The organism is Rahnella sp. AN3-3W3, from assembly GCF_003263545.1.
In the GTDB taxonomy this organism is placed as follows: domain Bacteria; phylum Pseudomonadota; class Gammaproteobacteria; order Enterobacterales; family Enterobacteriaceae; genus Rahnella; species Rahnella variigena.
Genome location: NZ_JYDG01000017.1, coordinates 1 through 12,504, shown reverse-complemented (window position 1 = coordinate 12,504; position 12,504 = coordinate 1). Strand labels below are relative to the sequence as shown.

The 12,504-nt window shown below is 55.7% G+C and carries 10 protein-coding genes and 2 pseudogenes; 9 read left to right on the top strand and 3 right to left on the bottom strand.

Translation table 11 applies throughout. The annotated features are described in order from the left end of the window. Positions 1–189 precede the first annotated feature (189 nt). A pseudogene (gene hrpB / locus UC15_RS07255) lies at positions 190–2,630 on the bottom strand (ATP-dependent helicase HrpB). A 96-nt stretch (positions 2,631–2,726) separates the two neighbouring features. On the opposite strand from hrpB, the gene thpR reads away from it, so the two are divergent. From thpR to folK, 6 genes and pseudogenes are all read left to right on the top strand, one after another. After that, positions 2,727–3,269, top strand: coding sequence for an RNA 2',3'-cyclic phosphodiesterase (thpR, locus tag UC15_RS07250; RefSeq protein WP_112287810.1), 543 nt, complete (start codon positions 2,727–2,729; stop codon positions 3,267–3,269). A gap of 48 nt (positions 3,270–3,317) precedes the next feature. Beyond that, positions 3,318–4,037: a DNA/RNA nuclease SfsA gene (gene sfsA, locus UC15_RS07245; RefSeq protein WP_112287809.1), complete on the top strand. Its 720-nt coding sequence runs from the start codon at positions 3,318–3,320 to the stop codon at positions 4,035–4,037. A gap of 244 nt (positions 4,038–4,281) precedes the next feature. After that, positions 4,282–4,737 carry an RNA polymerase-binding protein DksA gene (gene dksA / locus UC15_RS07235; RefSeq protein ID WP_112287808.1) on the top strand — a complete coding sequence of 152 codons (456 nt, stop codon included), beginning with the start codon at positions 4,282–4,284 and terminating at the stop codon, positions 4,735–4,737. Between the two features lie 62 nt (positions 4,738–4,799). Next, positions 4,800–5,669 carry a tRNA glutamyl-Q(34) synthetase GluQRS gene (gluQRS, locus tag UC15_RS07230; protein WP_112287828.1) on the top strand — a complete coding sequence of 290 codons (870 nt, stop codon included), beginning with the start codon at positions 4,800–4,802 and terminating at the stop codon, positions 5,667–5,669. Between the two features lie 474 nt (positions 5,670–6,143). Further along, positions 6,144–7,545 (top strand): annotated as a pseudogene (pcnB, locus tag UC15_RS07225) (polynucleotide adenylyltransferase PcnB); the annotation flags it as partial. Beyond that, on the top strand, positions 7,542–8,021 hold the full coding sequence (gene folK, locus UC15_RS07220) for a 2-amino-4-hydroxy-6-hydroxymethyldihydropteridine diphosphokinase (RefSeq protein WP_112287806.1): 480 nt from the start codon (positions 7,542–7,544) through the stop codon (positions 8,019–8,021). The pseudogene pcnB and the gene folK, both read left to right, overlap by 4 nt. 5 nt (positions 8,022–8,026) lie before the next feature. On the opposite strand, the gene qseC is transcribed toward folK, so the two are convergent. Then, on the bottom strand, positions 8,027–9,385 hold the full coding sequence (gene qseC / locus UC15_RS07215; protein ID WP_198659680.1) for a quorum sensing histidine kinase QseC: 1,359 nt from the start codon (positions 9,383–9,385) through the stop codon (positions 8,027–8,029). A gap of 14 nt (positions 9,386–9,399) precedes the next feature. Then, positions 9,400–10,086, bottom strand: coding sequence for a quorum sensing response regulator transcription factor QseB (gene qseB, locus UC15_RS07210; RefSeq protein ID WP_112287804.1), 687 nt, complete (start codon positions 10,084–10,086; stop codon positions 9,400–9,402). A gap of 158 nt (positions 10,087–10,244) precedes the next feature. On the opposite strand from qseB, the gene panB reads away from it, so the two are divergent. From panB to panD, 3 genes are all read left to right on the top strand, one after another. Further along, positions 10,245–11,039, top strand: a complete 795-nt coding sequence (gene panB, locus UC15_RS07205; protein WP_112287803.1) for a 3-methyl-2-oxobutanoate hydroxymethyltransferase — start codon at positions 10,245–10,247, stop codon at positions 11,037–11,039. A 14-nt stretch (positions 11,040–11,053) separates the two neighbouring features. Continuing rightward, complete coding sequence (panC, locus tag UC15_RS07200; protein WP_112287802.1) at positions 11,054–11,908, top strand: pantoate--beta-alanine ligase; 855 nt, start codon at positions 11,054–11,056, stop codon at positions 11,906–11,908. Between the two features lie 107 nt (positions 11,909–12,015). After that, the gene (gene panD, locus UC15_RS07195; RefSeq protein ID WP_112287801.1) at positions 12,016–12,396 is read left to right on the top strand and encodes an aspartate 1-decarboxylase; all 381 of its coding nucleotides are present in this window, start codon (positions 12,016–12,018) and stop codon (positions 12,394–12,396) included. The last annotated feature ends 108 nt before the right edge of the window (positions 12,397–12,504 follow it).

The following is a 12,504-nucleotide window of genomic DNA, read 5'->3' as shown; positions in this document are numbered from 1 at the left end:
TGATTCTGCTTAGCTGAGTCATTTTCATTTTTGATTTCAAAAAAACACTGTATTTCAAAAAGATACTGTTGATGGCCTGAAACCCAGGCCGCAAGGCGCTTACTCTGTGCCCCGCTTAAGTTTTCGCCCACAGGAAATGTCTGAAAAATCGCCCCTTCCCGGCACAATTTTTAAAAGCTCAGACAGACATCAGGGCGCGTGTTTTTTCGTCCGGCGCGTAGGCAACGCCTCCGCCGGATTGTCCGGCCACGGATGTTTCGGATATCGCCCTTTCATTTCTTTTTGCACTTCGCGATACGATCCCTGCCAGAAAGCGGCCAGATCTGCTGTTATCTGCAACGGACGCTGTGCAGGTGACAATAACTCAAGCACCACGGTAACGCGGCCTTCCGCCAGTTGCGGGCTGCGCTGCTCGCCGAACATTTCCTGCATCCGCACCGAAAGTGCCGGTGGCTGGTCTGCATGATAACGGATTGGCAGACGACTGCCAGTCGGCACGGTGTAATGTGTCGGTAATGCACTGTCAAGACGCTGACGTTGTTGCCAGTCCAGCAACCTTAATAAGGCATCATGCAAATCAACCTGTTGCAGTGATTTTAACGAGCGAACGCCCTGTAAAGACGGCTGCAACCAGCGTTCCAGACCGTCGAGCAAAGCCTGGTCGTCGGCAGCCGGCCAGTCGGCCTCCGGCAGCCATTTTGCGGCACACAGAAGCCGGAGCCGCAGTTGTTCTGCCGCCACCGGCCAGTTCAGCGCCTGCAAACCCTGTGTGCGGATCCAGTCGATCAACGCCTGTTGCAGTTCTTCATCATCCGGCTTCGCCAGCGGATTCGCTTTCAGCACCAGCCGGCCAATCTGCCAGCGTCGCCAGGCGCGCAGCGTGCCTTTTTCTTCATCCCATTCCACCGCCGTCTGTTCTTTAACGACATCGGGAAGGCGCGACGGAAGTTGCGTGATATCCAGCGAGACAGCCAGCAGAATGCGGGCATCCGGGCTGTTGTTGCCCTGCAATAACTGCGGCGCGACCAGCCACGGCGCGCGGGTTAACCCGTCATCCTGCGGCAAAGACGCACCCAGTCCGTTCGCCAGCAGATAGCGCCCATCTTCGCCGCGGCGTTGTGCAATGCGGTCACTGAAAGCACGAGCCAGTAACCACGGTGCGAGCGAAGCATCCGGCTCACCGCTTTTCGCTCCGGTGCGCTGCGCCAGTTGTTTCGCCCGCCGCTGCCAGTTGCCTGCGGGCGGCTGAACCAGTAATCGATATCCGGTAATCCGCCGCGTGGCGGTTCTTCGAGGATGGCGGCCAGTAAGGCTGCCGTGGCCAGTGCGTCCGGACTTTGTGTTGCAGCCGCAATCAGCATCGCCGCCAGCCGTGGCTCACAGCCAAGCTGTGCCATACGTTGTCCGGCGGCGGTAAGTTTTCCCTGCACATCGGTGGCACCGAGCTGCTGTAACAGATTTTTGGCGGCAGATAATGCGGCGACAGGCGGCTTATCCAGCCACTGAAGTTGCGCCGGATCCTGACAGCCCCACTGCAACAACTCCAGCCAGAAACTGCTCAGATCGCTTTGCAGAATTTCTGCTTCGGCCTGCGCACTGGCGCGTTCAGCCTGCTCTTTGCTGAACAGATGCCAGCACAATCCCGGTTCGAGACGTCCGGCACGCCCCGCGCGCTGAGTCATCGACGCCTGACTGATGCGCTGCGTTACCAGCCGCGTCAGGCCGCTGCGCGGGTCAAATTGCGCGCTGCGCTCCAGACCGCTGTCCACCACCAGGCGGATACCTTCGATGGTCAGACTGGTTTCCGCAATATTGGTCGCCAGCACCACTTTGCGGCGTCCTGCGGAGGAAGGCTGAATAGCTTTTTGCTGTTGTTCCAGCGACAGCGCGCCGTACAACGGACAGAGATCGACATCCTCCGCCAGCCTGCCGTTCAGCAGATTTTGCACACGGGTAATTTCAGAAACACCCGGTAAAAACAGCAGCATCGAGCCGTGATTTTCGCCCATCAGACGGCTGACCACGCGCGCCACGCCTTCGTCCAGCCGTTCGTGCGTGGCAAGGGAAAGATACTGCCGCTCGACCGGGAAACTGCGGCCTGCGGATTCAATCACCGGCGCATCCGGCAGTAAAGAAGACAGGCGCAGATTGTCGAGCGTCGCCGACATAATCAGGATTTTTAAATCATCGCGCAGCGCATTCTGCACATCGAGTAATAACGCCAGCGCCAGATCGGCCTGTAAACTACGCTCATGGAATTCATCGAGGATCACCATCGACACGCCGGTCAGTTCAGGATCCGCCTGCACCATGCGGGTCAGAATACCTTCAGTCACCACTTCAAGGCGCGTTGCGGCGCTGGTTTTGCTCTCAGCGCGCATACGATAACCCACGGTCTGCCCCGGCGTTTCACCCAGCTGTTGCGCCAGACGGAAGGCGACGTTTTTTGCTGCCAGACGACGAGGTTCCAGCAGCAGAATTTTGCCCGGCAAATTAGCCTGTTTGAGCAACTGCAACGGCAGCCAGGTCGATTTACCGGCACCGGTCGGGGCAAGCAAAAGCACCTGCGGCGCCTGTTGCAGTGCGGCTAATAGCGGTTCAAGTACGGCGCTGACCGGCAAAGAAGGCAATGAATTCACCATGAGAGTTAACTTTAAACGGCGGGCATTGTAGCATTTAGCCCCACATCCGGCATGTTGCCGTGATTCGTCTTAACAGGAATTTCTATGTCTGCCGAACGCCGCCTGTTCTTCACCTTATCCCTGCCTGCAAAAATGCAAAAGCAGGTGATTAAGTGGCGTGCGGATAATTTCCCGGCGGAAACCGGCCGCCCGGTCGCAGCCGCTAACCTGCATATTACGCTGGCATTTCTCGGTGAAGTCAGCGCCCTCAAGGAAGCCGCGCTGACCCGCGTCGCCGGGCGCATTCAGGGGCAAACATTCAGCCTGATGCTGGATGATATTGGCCACTGGCCGGGTTCCGGCGTGGTATGGATTGGCACCCGACGCGCGCCCAACGCATTGTTGCAGCTGGCGTCCGTATTGCGATCCCACGCAGCGCGCAACGGGTGTCATCAGAGTACACTGCCGTTCCACCCGCATGTGTCGCTTTACCGCAATGCGACGCGCCCGGTCGCTATTCCTCCGGCCACACCTGGCTGGCAACTGGATGCCACCGAATTCAGTTTATACGAATCTCTGTTTGAACGGGGACGCACCCGTTACCACTGCCTGCAAACCTGGCCGCTGGGCGATATGCAGGAAACCTGATCTCTTTTAGCATTCTCTTTGACCAGAGTATTTCACACGGAAACCCTCATGCATTTCGAGCCTGCGCTTCAATCTGCCACTCTCATTAAACGTTACAAACGGTTTCTCGCCGACGTGATCACGCCCGATGGCACCGAACTGACCCTGCACTGCGCTAATACCGGCGCGATGACCGGTTGCGCGACACCCGGCGACACCGTCTGGTATTCCACGTCCGACAATCTCAAACGCAAATATCCGCACAGTTGGGAACTGACGGAAACACAGCAAAATCACTGGATTTGCGTCAATACACTGCGGGCCAATCAGCTGGTACGCGAAGCCATTATGGCGCAACGCATACCGGAATTATCCGGTTACAGTAAACTCACATCAGAAGTAAAATACGGCACCGAAAATAGCCGTATAGACTTGATGTTACAGGCAGAAAATCAACCTGACTGCTATATTGAAGTGAAATCTGTCACGTTGCTGCAAGAGGGACGGGGATTCTTTCCCGATGCAGTCACACTGCGCGGTCAGAAGCATTTACGCGAGTTACAGTCGATGGCAGAACAGGGGCAGCGGGCGGTACTTTTCTTCGCTGTTTTACATTCAGGCATTGAAAGCGTGTCCGCAGCACACCATATTGATCCGCGTTATACCGAATTACTGACGTATGTTCAAAACAAGGGTGTTGAGGTGATGTGCTACGGTGCCGAACTTTCTGCTGAGGGTATCCGCCTCACAGAGAGATTACCGCTGGTGACGACATCAGTCAGTCAATAAAAAGAGTTCGGATAACCCTGTAATTACCTGTCGGCGGCATAAAAAACAGGTCGCGAATACGCTTTTCCTCACAGGCTTGTCAAGCACCTGCGAGGAATAATTGCCAACCTCGTTGCCTTCTGTTATTTATAGCGGCCTGATTTTTTCCCCCGTTGGGGATCGAAATGTTCGAAGCCTGCATGTTGCAGTCATATGCGGCATAAAAAGCGGATGAACATAGTGCGTGTTATGTAGGAGAAGCATCATGCAAGAAGGCCAAACCCGTAAGACGTCGTCCTTGAGCATTCTCGCTATCGCTGGGGTGCAGCCGTATCAAGAGAAGCCGGGCGAAGAGTACATGAACGACGCTCAGCTGGCTCACTTCAAAAAGATTCTTGAAGCATGGCGCAATCAGCTCAGGGATGAAGTAGATCGTACCGTTTCACACATGCAGGAAGAGGCAGCTAACTTCCCTGACCCGGCTGACCGGGCGACACAGGAAGAAGAGTTCAGCCTGGAACTGCGTAACCGTGACCGTGAACGTAAGCTGATTAAAAAGATTGAAAAAACACTGAAAAAAGTGGAAGACCAGGATTTCGGATATTGTGATTCCTGTGGCGTTGAGATTGGCATCCGCCGTCTTGAAGCCCGTCCTACCGCTGATTTGTGTATCGACTGTAAGACTCTGGCAGAAATCCGCGAAAAGCAGATGGCTGGCTAAGTTTCGGGTCCCACGCGGTGCGTCATGCACCGCGTTCCCTTTTAACGCCGTACCCCACTTTTATGCCGCAAGAACAACACTACACTGGCCGTTTCGCCCCCTCACCTTCCGGTGACCTTCATTTCGGTTCTCTGATTGCCGCGCTTGGCAGCTATTTGCACGCCCGTTCGCAAAACGGCAAATGGTTAGTGCGCATCGACGATATCGACCCGCCGCGTGAAATTCCGGGCTCCGCTGACCGCATTTTAGCCACGCTCGAACGCTACGGACTGGAGTGGGATGGCGAGGTCGTCTGGCAGTCAAAACGTCATGACGCCTATCGTGCCGCGCTGGACTGGCTGTACCAGCAGCAAAAAAGCTATTACTGCACCTGTACCCGCCAGCGTATTTCGCAAACCGGCGGAACTTACGACGGCCATTGCCGTGATTTAAATTTGGGTGCAGAAAATGCCGCCATCCGCCTGCGTCAGACCCTGCCGGTGTACGGTTTTGATGATGATTTTCAGGGACATTTGCACGCCAGCGCGAAACTCGCTGAAGAAGACTTTATTATCCGCCGCCGCGACGGGCTGTTTGCCTATAATCTGGCGGTGGTAGTAGATGACCATTTTCAGGGTGTGAATCACATCGTGCGCGGCGCAGATCTGATTGAACCGACGGTGCGCCAGATTTCCCTATACCGGCATTTAGGTTATCCGCAGCCCGGATATCTGCATTTACCGCTGGCGCTCAATGAAAATGGCGATAAGCTTTCCAAACAGAATCACGCGCCCGCGTTGCCGGAAGGCGATCCGCGTCCGGTTATCATTAACGCATTGAAATTTTTAGGCCAAAGGCTGCCGGAAAACTGGCAGGATTACACTTTGCCTTTATTATTACGCTGGGCGACAGCACAGTGGACGACAGCCGATATCCCGCATCAGGGGCGCTAATGCTGCGCAGATGTGACATCGGCATTCTCAAAGCGGCTACTGTGAGCTATGATTAGCCGCTGTTTTTGCGTCACGCCAATTTTTTCAGTCACTATCGAGGTGTACCATTTTTACCCGAGTAGCCAATTTTTGCCGTAAGGTGCTAGTTCGTGAAGATAAAGTCGTTCGTGAAGAAAAGGCTGTTCATGACGAAGCCGCGCTTCATGGAGAACTTAATCGCGAGGAAAATCCCCGTCGTGATCCTTCTCCTGTGGCCGAAGGCAATGTGAAGGCAAAAAATCCTGAACGTCGTGACAACGAGCAACGCCGTGAAAATCGCGGCCGTCGGGATGACAACGCGAACCGGGGCGACCGCCGCAATAATAACAACCGCCGCTCTTCTTCCCCTTATCAGCCTCGTGGCGAACGCAGCGATTCCCGTGGCGATCGTCATCACGATCAGCGTACTGACCGTAATGACTCGCGTAACGAACCTCGCGCTCCGCGTCCTTCTGTCGAACACGTACAGAAACCGCGTCCGTCATTTGATTACGCCGGTGAAACCCGTGCGATGACCATTATCCCCCGCGATGAGCACAATATTTCTCGTCGTGATATCAGCGAAAACGCCCTGAAAGTCCTTTACCGACTGAACAAGTCTGGCTTTGAAGCCTTCCTGGTCGGCGGTGGCGTGCGCGATTTGCTGCTGGATAAAAAACCGAAAGACTTCGATATCACCACCAACGCCACGCCGGATCAGGTGCGTAAACTGTTCCGCAACTGCCGTCTGGTCGGTCGGCGTTTCCGTCTGGCTCACGTGATGTTTGGCCCGGAAATCATCGAAGTCGCCACCTTCCGTGGTCACCACGAACAGCACGAAGAAACCGAAGACAAAAACGTGTCACAGCAGGCGGTCAACGGTATGCTGCTGCGCGATAACATTTTCGGCACCATTGAAGACGACGCCCAGCGCCGTGACTTCACCATCAACAGTTTGTATTACGGCGTTGCTGACTTTACCGTTCGAGATTACACCGGCGGTCTGCGCGACCTGGAAAACGGCATCATTCGTCTGATTGGTGATCCGGAAACCCGTTACCGCGAAGATCCGGTCCGTATGCTGCGCGCCGTGCGTTTCGCCGCCAAACTGAACATGAAGATCAGCCCGGAAACCGCCGAGCCGATCCCGCGTCTGGCTACGCTGTTGCAGGAAATTCCGCCAGCGCGTCTGTTCGAAGAATCCCTGAAGCTCTTGCAGGCCGGTTACGGCTACGAGACATACAAAAAGCTTTGTGAATACCAGCTGTTCCAGCCTTTGTTCCCGCTGATTGCCCGCCAGTTTACTGAGCAAGGCGACAGCCCGATGGAACACATTCTGATCCAGGTGCTGAAAAATACCGACCACCGTCTGCATAACGATCAGCGCGTCAATCCGGCGTTCCTGTTTGCGGCAATGCTGTGGTATCCGGTGATTGAGCACGCACAGAAACTGGCGCAGGAAGGCGGTCTGACATATTACGACGCCTTCGCGCTGGCAATGAACGACGTGCTCGACGAGCAGTGCCGTACGCTGGCGATCCCGAAACGTATTACCACGCTGGTGCGTGACATCTGGGCGCTGCAACTGCGTCTGTCACGTCGTCAGGGTAAACGCGCGCACAAGCTGATGGAACATCCTAAGTTCCGTGCGGCTTATGATTTACTGGTGCTGCGTGCTGAAGTCGAACAACACCGCGAACTGCAAAGTCTGGCGCAGTGGTGGGGCGAGTTCCAGGAAGCCACACCGGCTTCACAAAAAAGTATGCTGGGTACGCTCGGTGACGATGCGACACCGGCACGCCGTGCGCGTCCGCGCCGTCCGCGTAAACGGGCTCCGCGTAAGGATGGCGGTCAATGATCCGCGTTTACCTGGCCCTGGGCAGTAATCTTGCCCGTCCCCTTGACCAGGTAAATTGCGCGCTGGAGGCGCTGGCACATTTGCCGCGCACCCGCTTTGTGGCCGCATCGCCGTTTTACCGCAGTAAACCGCTGGGGCCACAAGATCAACCTGATTATCTGAATGCAGTGGTGGCGCTCGATACGCTGCTGCCGCCGGAAGAGTTGCTCGATTGCACGCAAGGGATCGAGCAAAATCAGGGACGCGTTCGCAAAGCCGAACGCTGGGGACCGCGAACGTTAGATCTCGATATGCTGATCTATGGCGATCAGGTGATCAATACCGAGCGTTTAACAGTGCCGCATTACGATATGAAAAACCGCGAGTTTATGCTGTATCCGCTGGCCGATCTGGCGCCGGATCTGGTGTTTCCGGATGGCGAAACGCTGCAAAGCCTGCTCGCACGCGTTCCGCTCAACGGCCTGACTACATGGTAAGTCGCTCAGCGGCTTACCCGTACGATCAATCCCCCTTCTGCTTTGTTCTCATAGACAACTTTCAGCTGATGTAACTGCGCGATCCTCTGTACGATCGAAATCCCCAGACCGCTGCCGGTTTGTTCCTGTCCCGGTGGCCGGTAAAAACGCTCGCCGAGCCTTGCCAGATGTTCATCGCTGATCCCCGGCCCCTGATCTTCAACCGTCATTCCCCACGGTTTCAGTCGCACCGTCACGCAGGTTCGGGCCGGTGAATAACGGATCGCGTTATCCAGCAGATTGCGCACCATCAGCGAAAGCAGCAGCGACTGCCCCCGCATTTCAGGTGGCGCGCCCTGCTCTTCAAAACGTAATTCGATACCTTTGCCGTGCGCACGATAATCCTGTTCCGCCAGACTTTGTGCGACCAGCGAAGGCCATTCGATCCGTTCCAGTTCTTCCGGGGCGGAGAAACTTTCCAGCCTTGAGAGCGTCAGTAACTGATCCACCAGCCGCGTGGCGCGATCGATGCTGGTGGTCAGATTTTCCAGCGCATGTTCACGCATTTGGGCGTCATCGCCGGAAAGCTGCACCACTTCTGTTTGCACCCGCAACGCTGCCAGCGGACTGCGCAGCTCGTGGGCGGCATCCGAAGTGAACCGGCGTTCGCGTACCAGCATTTCACCGGTACGGGCAAACAGAGAATTCAGCGCATTCGCCAACGGCAGCACTTCACCGGGCAGAGAATCCGTGACTATCGGCGTGGAATCTTCCGGCGAACGCTGACGCAATCCTTGTGCCACGCGACGCAGCGGACGCAATTCCAGCGTAACCATCACAATTAGCGCCAGTAACAGTACCGGCAGCGAGCCCAGCCACGGCGTCAGTTGTCCGCTGACCAGACTCCAGGCCATATCATTGCGATAATCATATTCCTGCCCGACGGCCACGCGATATTGTCCGTCCGGCGACGTCAGCCAGACCATCCGCCAGGTATCGCTGTCACCTCTCAGTTCCGCATCGACAAAGCCCTGCGTATCAGCATCGAAGCGAATGCGTTTGCCGTTCTCACCATCATTAAGCAGCATTTGCCCGTGAAGGTTAAAAATAGCAAAGGTCAGCGCATCGTCATCGGTATGACCGCGTGACCCTTTGCGCACCATTTTTTTGGTATCCGGCAGTTCGGCGTCTTTTGAAAGATTCAGGCGATCGCCCAGTCCCGTGGCGGCAAGACGTTTGGCGAACAGCATTTGCTGGGTATCGAAAACTTCATTGATGTGTTTGCGGGTCTGATGCCACGCCACGCCGCTGGCAATCATCCAGGTCAGCAGCGCCAGTATCGAGAAAAGCAGGATCAGACGCAGGCGCAGACTGAGGTTTTTCAGTTTCTTCACCCGCTTCACGCCTCCCCTCCATCATCCGCTTTAATCTCATCGCCCAGCGTATAGCCCACGCCATGCACGGTGCGGATAAAACCTTTGCCGAGTTTGCTGCGCAGATGGTGAATATGCACTTCCACGGCGTTGCTGCTGACCTCATCGTCCCAGTTGTAGAGTTTTTCCTGGATGAGCGTACGCGCCAGCACGCGGCCTTTGTTGTTGAGAAACAGCTCCAGTACCGCGACCTCACGCGGAGTCAGTGTCACCGCTTCTCCGTTAAGCATCACGCTGCGGGCAGCAGGATCAAATTCTATCGCGCCATGAATGACTTTTGGCGTCACTACGCCGTGACGACGGCGGATCAGTGCCTGCAGGCGCGCGGCGACTTCCACCAGCGCAAAAGGCTTACACAGATAATCATCAGCACCGGCCTGAAGGCCACCGACGCGCTGCTCGAGCGCATCACGGGCGGTAAGGATCAGCACCGGCGTATCGCGTCCGGCCTTACGCCATTCGCGCAACAGATCCATTCCGTCCATGCCCGGCAGGCTTAAATCGAGGATCACCGCATCGTAAGGCGCGCTGTCGAGCGCGGCTTTGCCCGTCACGCCGTCGGTAAACCAGTCCAGTGTAAAACCTAATTTTGTCAGCCCGGCTTTGATACCGTCGCCGATCATCTTATCGTCTTCAACTAATAGAATTCGCATGGTTCCCTCCGTTTTTGCCATTATAGCTGACGCTTCTTAATCACTTCTTAAGAGCGGGATCAACGTCTCTGCGAGTGATCGTGCTGTCTGACTTTCCACTCATACAGTAGAATACCGGCATCATATTCATCCGATGAATTATTCAAAGGAACGTGTTCATGAAACCAACAACGCTGAGCCAGCTTCGCCAATGGAAGCAGGAAAAACATAAATTTGCGACCATTACTGCGTATGACGCCAGTTTCGCGCAACTGTTCGCTGAACAAGGCATCTCTGTGATGCTGATCGGCGACTCGCTGGGCATGGTCGTTCAGGGTCAGGATTCCACGCTGCCGGTGACGGTCGAAGAGATTGCTTACCACACCCGCTGCGTGCGCCGTGGCGCGCCTCACGCGTTATTGCTGGCTGACCTGCCGTTCATGAGTTACGCCACGCCTGAACAGGCGTTTGAAAGCGCTGCCGTGCTGATGCGCGCGGGCGGCAATATGGTCAAACTCGAAGGCGGAAGCTGGCTGTGTGATACGGTCAGAATGCTGACCGAACGCGCCGTGCCGGTGTGTGGCCATCTGGGGCTGACGCCGCAGTCGGTGAACATTTTCGGTGGCTACAAAGTTCAGGGACGCGATGAAGTCGCCGCCAATCAGCTGATCAAAGATGCGATGATGCTCGAAGAAGCCGGTGCGCAGTTGCTGGTGCTGGAATGTGTGCCGGTCGAACTGGCCCGCCGCGTGACCGAAGAACTGAGCATTCCGGTGATCGGCATTGGCGCGGGCAATGTGACTGATGGACAGATTCTGGTAATGCATGACGCATTTGGCATCACCGGCGGCCATACGCCTAAATTCGCCAAAGACTTCCTCAGCGAAGCCGGTGACATTCGTGGCGCAGTGCGTTTGTATGTCGATCAGGTCGCGCAAGGCGTGTATCCGGGCGAAGAACATTCCTTTAAATAAGCGGGAGAAGGCTGGTGTTGATAATTGACAGCGTGGCGCTGCTGCGTCGCGAAATCCGTGATTTTCGTAAGAATAACAAACGCATCGCACTGGTGCCGACGATGGGCAACCTGCACGAAGGCCACATGACGCTGGTGGAAGAAGCCAAAGCGCGTGGCGACGTGGTGGTGGTGAGTATTTTCGTCAACCCGATGCAGTTCGAGCGCGCGGATGATCTTGAACGTTACCCGCGTACCTTGCAGGAAGACTGCGAGAAGCTGAATAAGCGCGGCGTGGATCTGGTATTCGCCCCGTCGCCTGCTGAAGTGTATCCGAAAGGTCTGGCAACCCAGACTCAGGTTGATGTGCCGGTGATTTCCACCATTCTGGAAGGCGCGAGCCGTCCGGGACATTTTCGTGGCGTCTCAACCATCGTCAGCAAACTGTTCAATCTGGTGCAACCGCAGGTAGCCTGCTTCGGGCAAAAGGACTTCCAGCAACTGGCACTGCTGCGCACGATGGTGGAAGATATGGGATACGACATTGAGATTGTCGGCGTGCCGATTGTGCGTGCCAAAGACGGTCTGGCGCTCAGTTCCCGTAACGGCTATCTGACTGCCGATGAACGTAAAATCGCGCCTCAGCTGAACAAGATCATGAACGCGCTGGCACAACGTCTGAGCCAGGGCGAACGTCATACCGACGAAATGTTGCAGGAAACCGCACAACAGCTTCGCGAAGCGGGTTTTACACCGGATGAACTGTTTATCCGTGATGCAAAAACCTTACAGGAATTATCCGTCGACAGCAACTCTGCGGTGATCCTGATGGCGGCCTGGCTGGGTAAAGCGCGACTGATTGATAATCAGGAAGTTGATCTGACGCAGTAGACAGCGCAGGGTAAATGGACAACTATGTTGGCCGCCGGAAACTTCGGACTTTTAGACTGTCCGCCCGGCGGATCCCCAGACTTTTTACGCACGAAGGGTCACACGCAATGGTACGTACAATGCTGCAAGGCAAACTGCACCGGGTTCACGTCACTCAGGCAGATTTGCATTACGAAGGCTCCTGCGCCATCGATCAGGATTTTCTTGATGCCTCAGGCATTCTGGAATACGAAGCAATTGATATTTATAACGTTGCTAACGGTCAGCGTTTCTCGACTTACGCCATCGCGGCAGAACGCGGTTCGCGGATTATTTCGGTGAACGGTGCGGCAGCACGTTGTGCCTGCGTCGGCGACCTGCTGATCATCTGTTCTTATGTGCAGATGTCAGATGAACAGGCCCGCCAGCACAAACCGAAAGTGGCCTATTTCGAGGGTGAAAACCAGCTGAAACGCACCGCCAAAGCCGTGCCGGTTCAGGTGGCCTGATAAAACGCCTTCCCCTGCGAAGGGGGGAGGGAGCTAATGGTGTTTCGCACTCAGCTGCAATACAACCTGAACTGATTTTGGTTTTGCTCCTCCCCCTGCGAAGGGGGA